The organism is Ruegeria denitrificans (assembly GCF_001458295.1).
GTDB classification, from domain to species: Bacteria; Pseudomonadota; Alphaproteobacteria; order Rhodobacterales; family Rhodobacteraceae; genus Ruegeria; species Ruegeria denitrificans.
Genome location: NZ_CYUD01000003.1, coordinates 248,316 through 265,866, shown reverse-complemented (window position 1 = coordinate 265,866; position 17,551 = coordinate 248,316). Strand labels below are relative to the sequence as shown.

Below are 17,551 nucleotides of genomic sequence, written 5' to 3'. Positions count from 1 at the left end.
TCCCGCGCGCTGGAGGATTTGGACAACGGGCCGCCCTAGGAGGAAGCAAGGAGGAACCCGCAATGGCGGATCAATCAACAAACTCCGCGCAGGTTGCCGAAGCCGACAAGGGCTATTGGCAGGCCAATCTGCGTCTCATCTACATCAGCCTCGTGATCTGGGCGCTGGTGTCCTTTGGATTTGGCATCCTGCTGCGTCCATTGCTGTCTGGTATCGCCGTTGGCGGCACCGATCTGGGCTTTTGGTTCGCTCAGCAGGGATCAATCCTGGTCTTTTTGGTGCTGATCTTCAACTACGCCTGGCGCATGAACAAGCTGGACGCCGAATACGGCGTGGATGAGGAGTAAGCGGAATGGACCAGTTTACCATCAACCTGCTCTTTGTCGGCGCGTCATTTGCGCTGTACATCGGCATCGCGATCTGGGCCCGTGCAGGTTCCACATCGGAATTCTACGCCGCCGGTCGCGGCATTCACCCTGTCACCAACGGCATGGCAACAGCGGCAGACTGGATGTCTGCGGCCTCGTTCATCTCGATGGCGGGCCTGATCGCCTTTACCGGCTATGACAATTCGACCTTCCTGATGGGTTGGACCGGTGGCTACGTGCTGCTGGCGCTGCTGCTTGCGCCTTATCTTCGTAAGTTCGGCAAATACACTGTGTCGGAGTTCATCGGTGATCGCTTTTACAGCCAAACGGCACGTATCGTCGCGGTGATCTGCTTGATCGTAGCGTCAGTGACCTACGTGATCGGTCAGATGACCGGTGTCGGCGTTGCCTTTGGCCGCTTCCTCGAAGTGTCAAACACCACCGGGCTTTTGATTGGTGCAGGCGTTGTGTTCGCCTACGCGGTGTTTGGTGGGATGAAGGGCGTGACCTATACACAGGTCGCTCAGTACTGCGTGCTGATCACCGCCTATACGATCCCAGCCATCTTTATCTCGCTGCAGCTGACCGGCACCCCTGTTCCGGCCTTGGGCCTGTTTGGTGACACCGCCAGTGGCGAGCCCCTGCTGACCAAGCTGGACGCAATCGTGACCGAGCTGGGCTTTAACGACTACACTGCCCACCACTCGGATACGTTGAACATGGTGCTGTTCACGCTGTCGCTGATGATCGGTACCGCCGGTTTGCCGCACGTGATCATGCGCTTCTTCACCGTGCCGAAAGTGTCTGACGCACGTTGGTCGGCTGGCTGGGCGCTGGTGTTCATCGCGCTGCTGTACCTGACCGCCCCTGCGGTTGGCGCAATGGCTCGTCTGAACATCACGGACATGATGTGGCCCAATGGCGGCATCAATGGCGGTGCTGTTTCAGTCGAAGATATCGACAATGATCCGCGTTACGACTGGATGCAAACGTGGCAGAAAACCGGTCTGCTGGATTGGGAAGACAAGAACGGCGACGGCAAGATCCAGTACTACAACGATCAAAACGCTGACATGCAGGCACTGGCCGAGGAAAAAGGCTGGGTTGGTAACGAGTTGACCAAGTTCAACCGTGACATCCTGGTTCTGGCCAACCCCGAGATCGCCAACCTGCCGGGTTGGGTCATCGGTCTGGTCGCTGCCGGTGGTCTTGCGGCTGCTCTGTCGACCGCTGCGGGCCTGTTGCTGGCGATCTCGTCTGCTGTGTCCCACGACCTTGTGAAAGGTGCGATTAACCCGCAGATCTCTGAAAAGGGTGAACTGTTGGCGGCACGGATTGCAATGGCTGTAGCCATCGTTGTTGCAACCTATTTGGGCCTGAACCCACCGGGCTTTGCAGCGCAAACTGTGGCCTTGGCCTTTGGTCTGGCGGCAGCCTCGATCTTCCCGGCGCTGATGATGGGGATCTTCTCGACCCGCATCAACAACACCGGCGCGGTTGCTGGCATGCTGGCTGGTCTGACCGTAACACTGGTCTACATCTTCCTGCATAAGGGCTGGCTGTTCATTCCGGGCACCAACTCGTTCACCGATGCTGATCCGTTGCTTGGTCCGATTAAATCGACGTCGTTCGGTGCAATCGGTGCGATGATCAACTTCGGCGTGGCCTATGTTGTTGCTGGCATGACCAAAGAGACTCCGCCGGAGATCGTGGAACTGGTCGAAAGCGTGCGTATCCCCCGTGGCGCAGGCGCAGCTCAGAATAAATGAGCATGATGCGGTATATGGTTAACTTCCATGTGCCGCGTTTTTCGACCCACTGTTCCCGCCCGGCATAACACCGGGCGGGATTTTTCAACCAGAAACTCAGGACTGACTGATGCCCCTGTCCCATGACCAGATCACCCGGTTTCTGAAATCCGTACACCCTTATGACGCGCTGCCGCTTGACACACTTGACGAGTTGGCCAAACAAATCGAGGTATTGGAGGTCGACGAAGGGTTGCCTGTGTACGAGCTGGGCAACACACTGCCCGGCATCTTTGTGATCTACGAAGGACAGGTTGAAATCACAGATGAGAACGGCGCTGTCGTTTCGCATCTGGGACTGCGAAATTCCTTTGGCGAACGCGGCCTGCTGAAAGATGGCAAAGCCGCGACCCATGCGCACGCACATACACCATCCGTACTGATGGTTCTGCCCCCGAATGTGGTGCGCGGGTTGATCGACGGGCATGATGTCGTCGCCAATTTCTTCAACCGCACGCGGGGTGAGCGGACCGGTCCGCAAAGTCTGGCCACCAGCGCGATTGACGTTTTGATGGCCCACATCCCGGCCACCTGCCCCTCTGCGCTGCCAGTTCGCGAGGCTGCGCAGATAATGCGTGATCGTCACATCTCATCGCTTTGCGTGACCGAAGGCGACAGGCTGCTGGGCATTGCGACACTGCGCGATATATCTGGAAAATACGTAGCGGAAAACATGCCTGCGGCCACGCCAGTTTCGGCGATCATGACGCCTGATCCAATCACGCTTTCACCTTCGGACATCGGCTCGGACGTGCTGCACGTAATGATGGAGCGCGGTATCGGTCATATCCCGATCTGCGAAGGCGGCAAGTTGGTCGGTATCGTCACTCAAACCGACCTGACCCATTATCAGGCCGTAAACTCTGCCGAGCTGGTTCGGCGGATTGCTCATGCCCACTCTGCGGCAGAAATGGCGTTGATCACGGCGGAAATCCCGCAACTGCTGGTGCAACTTGTAGCCGGTGGTAACCGGCATGAAATCGTTACTCGCCTGATAACCGACATCGCCGATACAGCGACGCGCCGTCTGTTGACGCTGGCTGAAAAGAAACTGGGGCCGCCGCCCGTGCCCTATCTGTGGCTGGCCTGCGGGTCGCAAGGGCGGCAGGAACAGACTGGCGTGTCGGACCAAGACAATTGCCTGATGCTGGATGACAGTGTGTCTGGCGACGACATGGCGTATTTCACTGAGCTGGCGAAATATGTCTCGGACGGTCTGGATACCTGCGGATACTTCTTTTGTCCGGGCGACATGATGGCGACCAATCCGCGCTGGTGTCAGCCGGTGCGAGTGTGGCGGGATTATTTCAACGGCTGGATTGCCAAACCGAACCCCGAGGCGCAGATGCTGGCCTCGGTCATGTTCGACCTACGCCCAATCGGTGGCGCGTTTGACTTGTTCGAGGACCTGCAGGCCGACACGCTGGCTGCGGCAGAGGCAAATTCGATCTTCGTGGCACATATGATTTCCAACTCGTTAAAGCACACGCCCCCGCTAGGCCTTTTGCGGGGCATTGCCACCATCCGCTCGGGCGAGCATCGCAACACTCTGGACCTGAAGCACAACGGCGTTGTGCCAGTGGTTGATCTGGCCCGCGTCTACAGCCTGCAGGGTCAGTTGCCCGAGGCCAACACACGTGCTCGCCTAAAGGCGGCCGAAGCCGCCGAGGTGCTCAGCCCCTCGGGCGCGCGGGATATTTTGGACGCTTATGACCTGATCGCGGAAACGCGGCTGGAGCATCAGGTGAGGCTAGTCAAATCCGGCAAAAAACCTGACAACTATCTTCCACCATCAACTCTGTCGGATTTTGAGCGAAGTCATCTGCGCGACGCTTTTGTTGTTATAAAAACACTGCAGTCGGCGGTGGGTCATGGCAAAGGTATGCTGAGCTAGGCAAACCCAAAACCGGGCGCAAACGCCTGAAACCTGGAGAAGTACATGTTTCTGGAACTGATCGGCACAATCTTTGCAGGTATCGCCTTTGCGGGTGTGGTGATGGTGGTGAACAAACTGACAGGTGGCCGACTGCCCCGCTGGGCGGCTCCGGTTGCGGCAGGGTTGGGCATGATCACCATGACCATCGTCAGCGAATATTCCTGGTACGACCGAACCACTGAGACGTTGCCTGATGAGATGAAGATCGTGCAAGAGGTCGAAAGTCGGGCCTTCTATCGCCCGTGGACTTACGCAGTTCCTTTCGTCAATCGCTTTGCTGCAATCGACACCGCATCGGTTCGTACCAACGAACAAGTTCCCGAACAGCGCCTAGTGGACCTTTACTTCTTTGGCCGCTGGGCGCCGATCTCGAAATTGCCGGTGGCGGTCGACTGTGCCACCAACAGCCGCGCCAGCCTTGCCGACGGCGCCGAGTTCGGTGACGACGGTCAGCTGCTGAACGCTGACTGGCTAACTGTCACCGTCGATGATCCAATCGTCGAGGCCACTTGCGGAGTGTAACATGCTGACCCGGCTAAGCCTGCGCGTACGTATCTTTCTGTTCTTCTGTCTGATGGCAGTGGGCGCACTGGCCGTCAGCTCTGTAGCATTATGGGTAAGCTATCTGCGGGTCGCTGATCCCGCCTTGGCAAGCGCTTTCATTCTGGCTGAAATCCTTATGGGCTTTGGTTTCATTGCGCTGATCATCGCTGTCTGGCTGTTGTTTGACGACAATGTCGCCAAGCCAATTGAACGCCTGTCGGCGCAACTGCGCGCCCGGGCACATGCGGGGGTCAGCACGGATATGGACATGCAGGCCGCGCGTTATCTGGGCGATCTGGCCCCGGCGGCTGCTGGGTTGGCGGAACAACTGTCAGGCAAGACCATGAATGTAGCTCAAGCAGTGGCAGCAGAGACCGCCCATCTGGCCGCTGAAAAGCAAAGGCTCACGGCCCTACTGACCGAGATTCCGGTGGCGATGGTTTTGGCGAGCCCCACCCACAAGATCGTGCTATATGACGGGCAGGCCGCCGGAGTGCTGGCGCAGATCGCCCATCCCCGTCTGAATGCTTCGCTTTTCGAATACCTGCAATCCATGCCGCTGCAAGCCGCCTATGAAAAACTGTCGAAATCCGGACTCGAAGTTGATTGCACCCTGACCAGCATCGACGGCACGCAAACCTATACTGCCCGGATGAAGCCACTGGGCGACGCGCCCGGTTACCTGCTGATCTTTGACGATAGCGCTGCCAATATCGCGCCTGAGGCTGCGCGCCCGCTGGTTTACGACTTTGACCTGATGAACAGCGCGGTCACGGGCGCGTTCGAATCCCTCGCCTTACGGGACCTGTGTTTTGTGGTATTTGACACTGAAACCACCGGCCTGCTGCCGCACAAGGACGAAATCGTTCAGATCGGCGCGGTGCGGGTCGTGAATGGCCGCATCATTCAGGGCGAGCGGCTAGATATTCTGGTCGATCCGGGCATACCGATCCCATCGGCCTCGACCAAGGTGCACAAGATCAGCGACCACATGGTTCAGGGCGCGCCGGATATTGCGTCGGCGGGGCGCACGCTTCACCAATTCGCTAGGGATGCGGTGATCGTCGCCCATAACGCGCCCTTCGACATGGCCTTTCTGCGACGTCACGCCAAACGCATGGCCGTCGACTGGGATCATCCCATCCTCGACACCGTTCTGTTGTCCGCCGTCCTGTTCGGAGCCAGTGACAAGCACACGCTCGATGCGCTGTGCGACCGGTTAGAGATCACCATCCCTCAGGACTTGCGCCACACTGCCCTTGGCGATGCGGTTGTCACTGCGCAGGCGTTGGTCAAGATGCTGCCGATGCTGCATGCCCGCGGCATGACAACCTTTGGTGCCGTTATAGAGGCGACCCGCCAGCATGGCCGCCTGTTAGAAGATCTGAACTGAACGTCAAATTATTCGGTCAAGATTCAGCTTTTCATGGACAATTCCGGCAGAGCGTGTCACCTGATGCGCGGCCACTGCACGAGCGGACAATGACTAAGAAATCCTTCGCCCCCACCCCAGACCAAAGCACCGCTTTTCGCGAGGCGCTGGGGTGTTTCGGTACGGGCGTCACCGTTGTCACTACGAACACCGAAAAAGGGCCACGTGCGATTACGGTCAATTCGTTCTCATCGGTCTCGCTGGACCCGCCGCTGGTGCTGTGGTGCTTGGCCAAGGATTCGTACCGGTTCAATTCCTTCAACGCCTGCCAACACTATTCCATTCACGTGATGGCGCAGGAACAGCAGGACCAGGCGCTGCGGTTTGCGCGTGACGGGCTGGATTTCTCGCACGCGGAATGGGGCACGGATCACAAAGGCCGCCCGCAACTGAACGATTGTCTCGCCCGGTTTGATTGCCAACTGCATGCCAAGCACGAGGCGGGGGATCATCTGATACTAATTGGCGAGGTCGAACAGGTGATGTACCGCACCGGTCAGGGCCTGATCTTCAAACGCGGTCAGTTCGGCGGGTTTGCAGACTTGCTGTAACCCTTATTCATCAAGTGAACCGTGAACAGCTAGCGCCTCAAGCTGTGTTTCCTGTGGTGTGATGATGCGAAACGCCTCGTGTACGCCCGTCTCGGACAATTCGCGCGCGACCGTCAGCAGAGTATTCGGCGCATGTTCTTCGCAAAGATCACTCATATGGGCGATTTCGACCTGCGCAACGCCCATGGCGGCCTCAACTGACGGAGCGCCGTAGAATTGCACAAAATGTTCGGCCAGAGCTTGCGTGATCTGGTCCAACTCAGCCTGCTCGACCTGCGTCACGGCGACAAATGTAACGCGCCCATAGGTTTCGACACCCAACCATCCGTTTGAAAACGCCTGCCGCGCCTTGCCTTCCAGATCGGCCTCACCCCAGTTCGAAAACTCAAACCCGCCCGAGATACACCACTCACCAGTCCGGGCCGGTGAATGAAACACGTTCATATCGCTTTCATCAAAATGGATCGCACGGGCCAGTTTCATCAAGGGTTCTCCAACAGTTCGGTTAGCGGGCGCAATTGGGTCTCTGAGCCGTTACGGATCAGCATCCCGAACCGCTCATCCGTGCCCAGAAACACACCCGCTTCTCCGTAGGGCTCACCGACGCCGCGCAGCAGCCCCAACCATTCGCCATGCAACGGGGCGTTGCCGTCCTCTTGCCAGCGATTGAGCCAAGTCAGCATGTGCCGCGACCAGCTTTCAACCAGTTGCACAGCCGAGACATCGGCGCAGCCTTCGTCGTACAGCGCGGTAACATCCGGCGTTTTTCCCGGATCATCCACGGTTTGCAGCAGCGCCAGCTCCCAACTGACCACCAGCCAGTCGGGTTCCGGTTCCGGGTCGCGGCTTGAGGCAGCAGTGCGGAACATTCCACATTTCGCCCCGTTCACGCAAATCAGCCCGTCCCAACCCAGGTGAACCGCGACCTCGGGTGGGGCCAGCGCGCCCAGCGCGTTCTGGAACCCAACGGCACACAGGGGCAGCATCGCCATGGCATCCTGCAAAGGCACCTCGGGCGCAAAGACGATGGCAACACGCAGGCGGTCGGCTTGGATGTTGTAAACCACCGTTCCTGCATCGCATCCTAACGCGGCCATAGCTTGGGCGCGATCAAACGGGTCATCGCCACCCTGCACCGTATGGCCCGTCAGCAAAGGCGGAAAGACCGGTTGGGTCATGCGTGACCCTTGGCAATCATGTCGCGGGCGAGCTTGCGGAATGCCTCGGCCTGCGGGCTGTCGGGTTTGCTGACCACGATGGGCGCCCCCCCGTCCGCAGCGACCCGGATATCCAGATGCAGCGGGATTTCCCCCAGCAATGAAACGCCCAGCGCCTCGGCCTCGGACGCCACGCCGCCATGGCCAAAAACGTGTTCTTCGTGCCCGCAATTGGAACAGATATGAGTCGACATGTTTTCGATCATGCCAACGATAGGTGTCTTGAGCTGGTTGAACATGTCGATCCCTTTGCGGGCATCAATCAGGGCCACGTCCTGCGGGGTAGATACAACAATGGCACCGTCCACCTTGAACTTCTGGCTCAACGTCAGTTGCACGTCACCGGTGCCTGGCGGCAAGTCCACGATCAGCACGTCCAAAGCGCCCCACTGAACCTGGCTCATCATCTGTTGCAGCGCGCCCATCAGCATTGGACCACGCCAGACAACCGCCTGACCTTCGTTGGTCATTAACCCCATCGACATCATGGTGACGCCGTGATTGCGCAGCGGCAGGATCGTTTTGCCATCAGGGCTGGCCGGACGGCCCGAGACACCCAGCATCCGGGGCTGCGACGGGCCATAAACGTCAGCGTCCAAAAGGCCAACACGGCGACCTTCAGCAGCCAAAGCACAGGCGAGGTTGGCCGATACGGTGGATTTCCCCACACCGCCCTTGCCCGAGGCAATGGCAATGATCCGGTCAACGCCGGGTACGGCCTGCGGACCGGTCTGCGACGGTTTTGGCTTGGGTTTCAGATCCGGCGGAGCCTTTTCCGAATGCGCGGTCAACAGGGCTGACACATTGGCCACGCCATCAGCCGTCTTCGCGGCCTGCTCGGCGGCCGCGCGTACGGGTTCCATACGCTCGGCTTGCTTGGGGTCGATCTCAAGCACGAAACGCACCGTGTCGCCTTCGACATTCAGCGCACGCACCACTCCGGCACTGACGATATCCTGACCGGAAACAGGGTCGGTGATCTTTTTCAGGTTTGCCAGAACCGCGTCACGGACACTCATGCCTGTACCCCTTTAAATCGACCCAAGATGAGGTTGCGTTTCATTGCACGTGTCTCCGTCTCATTCTGTTCATTTGACGCATTCAGGACCGGACCGTTAGGTTGGGCCATGCGCTTTGTCCTTTTGTGCCTGAGCCTGACGCTCTGTACCAGCCCCTCTTGGTCGCAGGAGACCCTTGGCCTTGCCGCCCCGGCGGAAGTAACAGACTCTGGTCTGCTGCAACATATTCTTCCTCGCTTCTCTCTCAAGACCGGGATTCGCGTTATTGCGGATGACGGGGGCATTTTGGTGCTGGAAACCGCCCCACCGGGCGATCCGGTCTTTGTGCGCGACGGTGTGGTTTACCATCTGCGGATCGGAGACAACGCCCGGCACGAACGGTTCCGTGACTGGCTGCTGTCCGATATCGGCAAGAACACGGTCGAAAGCTATGTGCCCGATCAAGGGACGCCTTTCTCTGCCAGTTTCGAGGTGGCGACAACGCAGCAAGAAACCGTGATCGAAGGTGACGCCGTACGCGGCGAGGAACTATCAATGACCCATTGCGGCCGATGCCATGTGATCGGGCCGCAAAACCGGATGAACGGTCTGGGTTCCACCCCTTCATTCGCGGTCCTGCGGTCGATGCCGGACTGGTCTGAACGGTTCGAGGCTTTCTTTGCCCTCAACCCCCATCCCGCCTTTACGCAGATCGACGGGCTGACACCACCGTTCGACCCCGAACGCCCCTCGCCCATTCACCCGGTCGAGATGACGCTTGACGAGTTGGAAGCCATCCTGGCCTTCGTCTCGGTCATCAAGGCGGCAGACTTGGGCGCGCCGCTGCAGTTTCAGTGATCCTTTCTCTTTGAGAAATAGTCCTCGGTCGTGACAACCTTGGGCCTTGGCTTGGACTGGAAGGGATTGTCCGGTTGCTGGAACTGCGCGTTTACCCGGCAATTGTCGCACATCTGGATCATCCGCGCCTTGTCCGAGGTGGCAAACATCGGATGTGTTCCAGACAGCTTTTCCATGATCCGTTCAACCGTGGATTTCACACCAAACAAGGCACCGCATTCAACGCAGGCAAAGGGTTCTTCTTCGTTCAGCACCTGCTGCGACAGGGCCGCGTCGCTCAAATCCAATTGAGGCACCAGGGTAATCGCTTTTTCGGGACAGATACCTTTGCACAAGCCGCATTGCAGGCACGCATCCTGCTGAAAGTTCAGCTGAGGCTTGTCCGGGTTATCGACCAACGCACCAGAAGGACACAGCGATACGCAACTGAGACACAACGTACAAGCATCGGTATTCACCGCCACCGCCCCGTAAGGGGCATTTTCGGGCAATGGCAAGGGCGCTTTGACCTGTGGATTCAATGCCTGTGCCGACAGCCGCGCGATTTGTCTGCGATTACCCAGTGGCAGCACCGGATCGGCCAGCGGTGATGGAACGTCCTGCATATACAAGAAATGCGCCATTGCATCGGGATCGGCCTCATCTATCAAGCCTATCCCGTCCGGTCCGGCAATCGCATGAGCTAGAGCCAATTCGCGGTCCAGTGCATCGCGCTCTGTGGTTGGGGCCAGCAGGATATCGACACGAGAGAATCCGTGGGCCAACGCGGCCAGCATCTCGGCATGGCCGAACCCCGAGATCACACTCAATTCAAGCGGGATGACATCCGCAGGCAGACCGCGCCCGAACCGGGCGGCCAGCCGGATCATCTCGGCCCCATGGGCGTCGTGAACCATCAATCGCGGTGACGTGCCCCCAGCCCGCCGATAAGTACGCGCCAAAATGTGCATCCGTGACAACAGGGCTGAAACTGGAGGGTCCTCGTATGTGATCGCGGTCGATGGGCACACTGCCGCGCATTCTCCGCATCCGGCACAAATCATGGGGTCGATGGCGACATGCTCTCCAGCCGATACAATCGCCCCCGTCGGACAGATATCCAGACAATTGGTGCAAGCGACCTGTTCGGCACGGGAATGGGCGCAAAGTGTCTCCTCGATCCGCACATAAAGCGGCTTTTCGAACGTACCGACCAGCTGCGCAGCCTCAAACGCCAGACGTTCCACGGCAAGCGCATCCTTGGGATCGGCACGCAGATATCCTTCGCGCTTGGCCGGGGCTTGCACAAACGGGGTGCCCCCGGTCAGGTCGATAATGATATCGCAGGCCGAGTGCGCCCCATCGCGGGCCTCGGTCCAAGTGAACGCACCACGGCCGCCGGGTTCTAACTGTTGCAAAGCGTCCAACTGCAGCGTGAAGCCACCCAACGCGCCTTTCAGCGCCCGAAGCTGGCCCCGAACCACATCGAAAGCCCGCGTCACGGGTTGTGCGTCATCCGTTACCAGCACCGTCACCGCCAGCGTATCCGTCAGCCGTGCTGCCAGATCAAAACTCACCTCACCCGGACCGACAATAAAACAGGTGCCTTCGCTGACAACGTCCACGCTGGGCGTGATCGGCTGTGGCAGCAACGCTTCAGCAGCCAATGCGGCCATCTTGGGTGTCGCATCGCCGCCTTGGTCCGACCAACCTGCACGGTCGCGCAAATCCACAAAACCCGGCATGTCGACATTCATTTCTTCAGCGAGGTCCCGGAACACCTCTTGTTCCTGCGCGCAGGCGATCACCGGGGTGCCATCCTGCAGCAGAGACGCAGCGGCCTCCAACTCCGACGTACACAATGCTGTATGCACCTTGGAACAGGCGATCCCACAAGCGGATGCGATTTTCTCGGCCTCAAGACTCTGTGTTCCCGTGCAATCGCATAGTATCAGTTTTGTGCCCATAGTTTCCTCTCCCCATCTTGGTTTCAGCTTAGGGTGTCTTGGAAAAGTGGCAATGCCTTGCGCATCAATCTCTTGCGCGAACGGGATGACAGGACCTCTCGATCTCATAAACAAGGCGTGATCACATCAATTACGATGACTTCAGACTTGGCACATGGTTGTTTTGTGTACCATAGTGGACGTCATGAGAGGCAGGGGAGAGCCTTTCGGGGAGGAGCCAGTGGCCAAGGCCGCAAGCCAGATTGAAATGCCAATCGGCGTCGTTGTTCGCAAAACACCTGGTGTAACTCGCTGGGCGAAATGGAACTGGCGCGCCGTTGCCGTATTACCCGGTGCCGGGCCTGCTGACTGGCAGGAACTGCGCCGCGAGGGCGAAGCCGTGGAATATCACGCCGCCACCTTGCCCCTGAGGCTTTGGACCGATGAGACTGAGGCCTACATGGTCAACCTGTCCGACGGGCAACCTTCGATTTACCTTGTTCTCCGCGATACGCTTGATGGCAAGCGCCCAATGGATGCGGTGCTGGTCACCGCTTCTCCGTTCGAAGGGCAAGATTATGCAGATACCGGTGAAGAGATTGTTGAAAAAATCCCGATGACCGAGGGGCTGATTGCCTGGGTTCGGGATTTCACATTGGAACACCATCACGACGAGGTCTTCGTCAAACGCCGTCGCGATAAGAAACGAACGGACCTTGTCGAGGATGGCAAAGGGGACGCGCGCATCCGTCAGACTTCGGACGTCTACCGCGCGCCGCGGAGGTTCGTGCAATGACACAGTCCCGCGATTTCTGGTCCCGCCGCAAGGCCGCCGTTCAGGCGGAAGCCGAGGCCGAGGTTATCGCGACCGAAGAACAGGTCATCGCCACACAACAAGCTGAGCTAGAAGAAAAGAGCGACGCCGAGATTTTGGCCCAGTTCAACCTACCCGACCCCGATCAGTTGCAGGCCGGGGATGATGTCTCGGGCTTTATGGCTAAAGCTGTCCCCGATCGGTTGCGCCGCCGTGCCTTGCGGCAGCTATGGCGGCTGAACCCGGTTCTGGCCAATGTCGACGGGCTGGTCGATTACGGCGAGGATTATACCGACGCGGCTTGCGTGATCGAGAATATCCAGACCGCCTATCAGGTCGGCAAAGGTATGTTGCGCCACGTCGAGGCTTTGGCTGCACAGGCCGAAGACATGGATCCCGAAATCGAAGACGAAACCCCGGTGGCTGAGGATGCAGTACCAGTAACTGAGGTGGAACCTGAAACTGCCCCGACCGCTGACCCTATAACTATCGCCGCGACAGAAGAGGCAGCGCCGCAGGTTGTTCCGCGCCGCATGAAGTTTGAATTCGAAGGATGACTAAATGACCGCAAGCAACGCGCACAATCTGGAAGTCTCGGCCGAAGATCGCCTGCGCGCGGATTTCTACAATTTTCTAGGCCTGCTCCTAGCGGGGCCACCAGATCAGATGCTACTGGATCAGGTCGCGGGTTTGAATGGGGATGACACTGAACTGGGTCAGGCCATTCAGGCCATGGCACGGGTGGCCAAGGTCACCAAACCCGCCGCCGCAGAACGGGAATTCAATGCGCTGTTCATCGGGCTGGGCCGGGGTGAATTGCTACCCTATGGCAGCTTTTACCTGACTGGCTTTCTTAACGAGAAACCGCTGGCGCAATTGCGCAACGACATGGCCGTCCGCGGGATCACCCGGGCGCAGAACGTGTTCGAACCCGAAGACAACATCGCCTCGCTGATGGAAATGATGGCGGGCATGATTGTAGGACGTTTTGGCACGCCTGCGTCGACTGAGGATCAAAAGGCGTTCTGGAACAAGCATATCGGCCCCTGGGCCGCGCATTTCTATACGGATTTGGAAGCAGCCGAAGCGTCGGTTCTCTATGCCTCGGTCGGCACAGCCGGTCGGGTGTTTATGGAAATCGAACGCGAGGCCTTCCGAATGACGGCGGTGTGAACAACCGCAACTCGCCAGCGCCCGAATTGGCGCTAGATCGCAAATGGGAAAGGAGAAGCCCATGAGCAAGACCAAGGAAGAAGGCGCAACGCGCCGCGACTTCCTCAAACTGGCCGGAACCGCAGCACCCGCTGCCGTTGCCGCTGCCACACAAAGCGGAAGAGCCGAAGCAGCCGAGCTGCCAACGGACGACACCCGCATGCAGGACACAGCGCATACCCGCGCTTACCTGGACAGCGCGCGCTTCTAAGCCGCCTCGACTGCGCCCGGTTTACCGACCGGACGATGTCACCATCCGACTGACGGTTGCGATTGGCCCTGACGTCGGCATCAGCAGTACCAAGCCAGCCGTGGCTTACACGGCGCGCAAGGGAGGAAAACAATGCTAAGGAAAAAGACCAACGGGGTAGCGAGACGCCCCCAGCGGACAAGTATCCTGTCCCAGGTCGGCGAAAAAACCGTCGATCGCCGCGCATTCCTGCGTGGCTCGGGCCTGACGATCGGCGGCCTCGCCGCGATCAGCGCCACGGGTGGAACCGTGACGCAAGCCAGTGCCCAAACAGCGGCAAACACCGCCGTTGAGAATATAAAATCCGTATGCACCCACTGTTCTGTCGGCTGTACAGTTGTCGCCGAAGTGCAGAACGGTGTCTGGGTCGGGCAAGAACCCGGCTGGGACAGTCCGTTCAACCTGGGTGCACACTGCGCCAAGGGGGCCTCGGTCCGCGAGCACGCCCATGGCGAACGCCGCCTGAAGTATCCGATGAAGAAGGAAGGCGGCGAGTGGAAGCGCATCAGCTGGGAAGAGGCGATCAACGAGATCGGCGATGGCATGATGAGCATCCGCGAGGAATCCGGTCCGGACAGCGTGTACTGGCTGGGCTCGGCCAAGCATAACAACGAACAGGCCTATCTGTTCCGCAAATTCGCCGCCTATTGGGGCACGAACAACGTGGACCATCAGGCCCGTATCTGCCACTCAACTACCGTTGCGGGTGTTGCGAATACATGGGGCTACGGCGCCATGACCAATTCGTATAACGACATGCACAACAGCAAGGCGATCTTCATCATCGGCGGCAACCCGGCCGAGGCGCACCCTGTCTCGCTACTGCATATTCTGCGCGCGAAAGAGCAGAATAACGCCCCGTTGATCGTCTGCGATCCGCGCTTTACGCGCACCGCTGCGCACGCGGATGAATATGTCCGCTTCCGCCCTGGCACGGACGTCGCACTTATCTGGGGCATCCTGTGGCACATCTTTGACAACGGTTGGGAGGACAAAGAGTTCATCCGCACCCGTGTCTGGGGTATGGACCAGATTCAGGAAGAGGTTCGCAAATGGAACCCGGAAGAAGTTGAGCGTGTCACCGGTACACCCGGTTCGCAGCTGAAGCGTGTTGCCCGTACGATGGCCAACAATCGTCCCGGTACGGTTGTCTGGTGCATGGGCGGGACGCAGCACACCAATGGCAACAACAACACCCGCGCCTACTGCGTGTTGCAGCTTGCACTTGGCAACATGGGCACCTCGGGTGGTGGCACCAACATCTTCCGTGGCCATGACAACGTACAGGGCGCTACAGACCTTGGTGTTCTGTCCCACACCCTGCCCGGCTACTACGGCCTGTCCGCAGGTGCATGGGGCCACTGGGCACGCGTCTGGGGCGAAGAACCCGAATGGTTGGCTGGCCAATTCGCCACGATCAAGGACAAGGAAGGCAAGGACAAACCGCTACAGAACGAACGCGGCATCCCTGTTTCCCGCTGGATCGACGGTGTTTTGGAAGACCCGGAGAACATGGATCAGGACAACAATGTCCGCGCCATGGTTCTGTGGGGCCACGCGCCAAACTCGCAAACACGCGGGCCTGAAATGAAGACGGCAATGGAAAAGCTGGACATGCTGGTCGTGATCGACCCGTATCCCACCGTTTCCGCTGTTTTGCATGACCGCACTGATGGCGTTTACCTGTTGCCTGCTTGTACGCAGTTCGAAACCCGTGGCTCGGTCACGGCTTCGAACCGGTCGCTGCAATGGCGCGACAAGGTGGTTGATCCGCTGTTCGAAAGCTTGCCGGATGAGGTCATAATGGCCAAATTCGCCAACAAGTTCGGCTGGGCAGATCGGTTCTTCCGCAATATCGAGATGGAAGACGCCGAAACCCCGAATGTTGAAAGCATCACGCGTGAGTTCAACTCGGGCCTCTGGACCATCGGCTATACCGGTCAGTCACCGGAACGTTTGAAAAGCCATATGGCCAACCAGCACACGTTCGACAGAACGACGTTGCAGGCTGTTGGTGGACCAAACGACGGCGAATACTACGGTCTGCCATGGCCCTGTTGGGGTACGGCCGAGATGGGTCATACGGGGACTCCAAACCTCTATGACATGTCAAAACCGGTGGCCGAGGGTGGCCTGACTTTCCGCGCCCGTTTCGGGGTGGAACGCGATGGCGACAACCTGCTGGCCGAAGGGGTCTATAGCGTTGGGTCGGAAATTCAGGATGGATATCCCGAATTCACGATGCAGATGCTGATGGACCTTGGCTGGGATGGCGATCTGACGGATGACGAACGCGCGGCAATCGACGCCGTTGCGGGTTCCAAGACCAACTGGAAAACCGACCTGTCCGGCGGCATCCAGCGGGTCGCGATCGAGCATGGCTGTGCGCCCTTCGGGAACGCCAAAGCCCGCGCGGTCGTCTGGACTTTCCCGGATCCGATCCCACTGCATCGCGAACCGCTTTATACAAACCGGCGCGATCTGGTGGCTGACTATCCAACCTACGAGGACCGTCAGGCCTATCGCCTGCCTACCCTTTATGCTTCGATCCAAAAGAACGATTTTTCAAAGGATTATCCATTAATCCTCACGTCAGGTCGTTTGGTCGAATATGAAGGTGGCGGCGAAGAAAGTCGGTCGAACCCGTGGCTGGCCGAACTGCAGCAGGACATGTTCGTCGAGATCAATCCACGCGATGCCAACAACCTTGGCATTCGTGATGGGGCTCAGGTCTGGCTCGAAGGTCCCGAGGGCGGCAAGGTCAAGGTGATGGCGATGCTGACCAACAGGGTCGGTGCCGGCGTGGCCTTCATGCCATTCCACTTTGGCGGCCATTTCCAGGGCGAGGATCTTCGGCATAAATACCCTGCCGGTGCTGATCCATATGTGTTGGGCGAAAGCTCGAACACAGCTCAGACCTATGGCTATGATTCAGTGACCCAGATGCAGGAGACCAAGTGTACTCTCTGCAAAATCTGGGCAGCGTAAGGAGGACGATAATGGCTAGAGCAAAGTTTCTCTGCGACGCTGAACGCTGCATCGAATGCAACGCCTGCGTCACCGCGTGCAAGAACGAGCACGAGGTGCCCTGGGGCATCAACCGCCGCAGGGTGGTGACGATCAATGACGGCAACCCTGGCGAACGCTCGATCTCGGTGGCCTGTATGCATTGCTCGGATGCGCCTTGCATGGCGGTGTGCCCGGTCGACTGCTTCTATCAGAACGAAGAAGGCGTCGTCCTGCACTCCAAGGATCTGTGCATCGGTTGCGGCTATTGCTTCTATGCGTGCCCGTTTGGCGCGCCGCAATACCCGCAGGCGGGCAACTTCGGATCGCGCGGCAAGATGGACAAATGTACCTTCTGCGCCGGCGGCCCCGAGGAAACGCACTCGACCGCAGAGTTCGCCAAATACGGTCGCAACCGGATCGCCGAGGGCAAACTGCCCATCTGCGCTGAGATGTGTTCCACCAAGGCCCTGCTCGCCGGTGACGGCGACGTGGTCTCGGCCATTTACCGCGAACGCGTCGTGGCGCGCGGGTTTGGCTCGGGCGCCTGGGGTTGGGGCACGGCCTACGACCAGAAAGACGGCTGATACTCCGTCTATATGAACCAAACAGACGACCCGCATTCGTGGGTCG

At 58.8% G+C, this 17,551-nt stretch carries 17 protein-coding genes; 13 read left to right on the top strand and 4 right to left on the bottom strand.

Annotated features, from left to right (window positions below):
• Nucleotides 1-62: 62 nt before the first annotated feature.
• The 6 genes from RUE5091_RS06085 to RUE5091_RS06060 all read left to right on the top strand — a co-directional run bounded on the left by RUE5091_RS06085 (nucleotide 63) and on the right by RUE5091_RS06060 (nucleotide 6,638).
• Nucleotides 63-347 (top strand): DUF4212 domain-containing protein, encoded by a 285-nt coding sequence (locus tag RUE5091_RS06085; RefSeq protein WP_058281120.1) that lies wholly within the window; start codon nucleotides 63-65, stop codon nucleotides 345-347.
• 5 nt (nucleotides 348-352) lie between these two features.
• Nucleotides 353-2,137, top strand: a complete 1,785-nt coding sequence (locus tag RUE5091_RS06080) for a sodium:solute symporter family protein (protein ID WP_058280987.1) — start codon at nucleotides 353-355, stop codon at nucleotides 2,135-2,137.
• 109 nt (nucleotides 2,138-2,246) lie between these two features.
• Complete coding sequence (locus RUE5091_RS06075; RefSeq protein WP_058280986.1) at nucleotides 2,247-4,070, top strand: DUF294 nucleotidyltransferase-like domain-containing protein; 1,824 nt, start codon at nucleotides 2,247-2,249, stop codon at nucleotides 4,068-4,070.
• Between the two features lie 45 nt (nucleotides 4,071-4,115).
• Nucleotides 4,116-4,634 carry a hypothetical protein gene (locus RUE5091_RS06070; protein WP_058280985.1) on the top strand — a complete coding sequence of 173 codons (519 nt, stop codon included), beginning with the start codon at nucleotides 4,116-4,118 and terminating at the stop codon, nucleotides 4,632-4,634.
• Nucleotide 4,635: 1 nt separating this feature from the next.
• Entirely contained in the window at nucleotides 4,636-6,048 is a 1,413-nt protein-coding gene (locus tag RUE5091_RS06065) for a 3'-5' exonuclease (RefSeq protein ID WP_058280984.1), read from the top strand.
• An 89-nt stretch (nucleotides 6,049-6,137) separates the two neighbouring features.
• Nucleotides 6,138-6,638 carry a flavin reductase family protein gene (locus tag RUE5091_RS06060; RefSeq protein WP_058281119.1) on the top strand — a complete coding sequence of 167 codons (501 nt, stop codon included), beginning with the start codon at nucleotides 6,138-6,140 and terminating at the stop codon, nucleotides 6,636-6,638.
• A 3-nt stretch (nucleotides 6,639-6,641) separates the two neighbouring features.
• Here the strand turns inward: RUE5091_RS06060 and RUE5091_RS06055 are convergent, their stop codons facing one another.
• The 3 genes from RUE5091_RS06055 to RUE5091_RS06045 are packed head-to-tail and all read right to left on the bottom strand — an operon-like array spanning nucleotide 6,642 to nucleotide 8,874.
• Nucleotides 6,642-7,121 carry a DUF6505 family protein gene (locus tag RUE5091_RS06055; RefSeq protein WP_058280983.1) on the bottom strand — a complete coding sequence of 160 codons (480 nt, stop codon included), beginning with the start codon at nucleotides 7,119-7,121 and terminating at the stop codon, nucleotides 6,642-6,644.
• The gene (locus RUE5091_RS06050) at nucleotides 7,121-7,816 is read right to left on the bottom strand and encodes a biotin/lipoate--protein ligase family protein (RefSeq protein ID WP_058280982.1); all 696 of its coding nucleotides are present in this window, start codon (nucleotides 7,814-7,816) and stop codon (nucleotides 7,121-7,123) included. The genes RUE5091_RS06055 and RUE5091_RS06050 overlap by 1 nt, the downstream gene beginning before the upstream one ends.
• Nucleotides 7,813-8,874 carry an Mrp/NBP35 family ATP-binding protein gene (locus tag RUE5091_RS06045; protein ID WP_058280981.1) on the bottom strand — a complete coding sequence of 354 codons (1,062 nt, stop codon included), beginning with the start codon at nucleotides 8,872-8,874 and terminating at the stop codon, nucleotides 7,813-7,815. The genes RUE5091_RS06050 and RUE5091_RS06045 overlap by 4 nt, the downstream gene beginning before the upstream one ends.
• Nucleotides 8,875-8,982: 108 nt before the next feature.
• On the opposite strand from RUE5091_RS06045, the gene RUE5091_RS06040 reads away from it, so the two are divergent.
• Nucleotides 8,983-9,711 (top strand): c-type cytochrome, encoded by a 729-nt coding sequence (locus RUE5091_RS06040; protein WP_058280980.1) that lies wholly within the window; start codon nucleotides 8,983-8,985, stop codon nucleotides 9,709-9,711.
• On the opposite strand, the gene RUE5091_RS06035 is transcribed toward RUE5091_RS06040, so the two are convergent.
• Complete coding sequence (locus tag RUE5091_RS06035; protein WP_058280979.1) at nucleotides 9,705-11,657, bottom strand: 4Fe-4S binding protein; 1,953 nt, start codon at nucleotides 11,655-11,657, stop codon at nucleotides 9,705-9,707. The two genes, RUE5091_RS06040 and RUE5091_RS06035, sit on opposite strands and share 7 nt — an antisense overlap.
• A gap of 220 nt (nucleotides 11,658-11,877) precedes the next feature.
• Between RUE5091_RS06035 and RUE5091_RS06030 the strand changes: the two genes are divergently transcribed.
• From RUE5091_RS06030 to fdh3B, 6 genes are all read left to right on the top strand, one after another.
• Nucleotides 11,878-12,432: a DUF3305 domain-containing protein gene (locus RUE5091_RS06030; protein WP_082643568.1), complete on the top strand. Its 555-nt coding sequence runs from the start codon at nucleotides 11,878-11,880 to the stop codon at nucleotides 12,430-12,432.
• Complete coding sequence (locus RUE5091_RS06025) at nucleotides 12,429-13,007, top strand: DUF3306 domain-containing protein (protein WP_058280978.1); 579 nt, start codon at nucleotides 12,429-12,431, stop codon at nucleotides 13,005-13,007. Before RUE5091_RS06030 ends, RUE5091_RS06025 begins: the two co-directional genes overlap by 4 nt.
• 4 nt (nucleotides 13,008-13,011) lie before the next feature.
• The gene (locus tag RUE5091_RS06020; protein WP_058280977.1) at nucleotides 13,012-13,623 is read left to right on the top strand and encodes a TorD/DmsD family molecular chaperone; all 612 of its coding nucleotides are present in this window, start codon (nucleotides 13,012-13,014) and stop codon (nucleotides 13,621-13,623) included.
• A gap of 61 nt (nucleotides 13,624-13,684) precedes the next feature.
• Complete coding sequence (locus RUE5091_RS06015; RefSeq protein WP_058280976.1) at nucleotides 13,685-13,873, top strand: ubiquinol-cytochrome c reductase iron-sulfur subunit N-terminal domain-containing protein; 189 nt, start codon at nucleotides 13,685-13,687, stop codon at nucleotides 13,871-13,873.
• Nucleotides 13,874-14,005: 132 nt separating this feature from the next.
• Complete coding sequence (locus tag RUE5091_RS06010) at nucleotides 14,006-16,900, top strand: formate dehydrogenase subunit alpha (protein WP_058280975.1); 2,895 nt, start codon at nucleotides 14,006-14,008, stop codon at nucleotides 16,898-16,900.
• An 11-nt stretch (nucleotides 16,901-16,911) separates the two neighbouring features.
• Nucleotides 16,912-17,505 (top strand): formate dehydrogenase FDH3 subunit beta, encoded by a 594-nt coding sequence (gene fdh3B, locus RUE5091_RS06005; protein ID WP_037307340.1) that lies wholly within the window; start codon nucleotides 16,912-16,914, stop codon nucleotides 17,503-17,505.
• Nucleotides 17,506-17,551 lie beyond the last annotated feature (46 nt).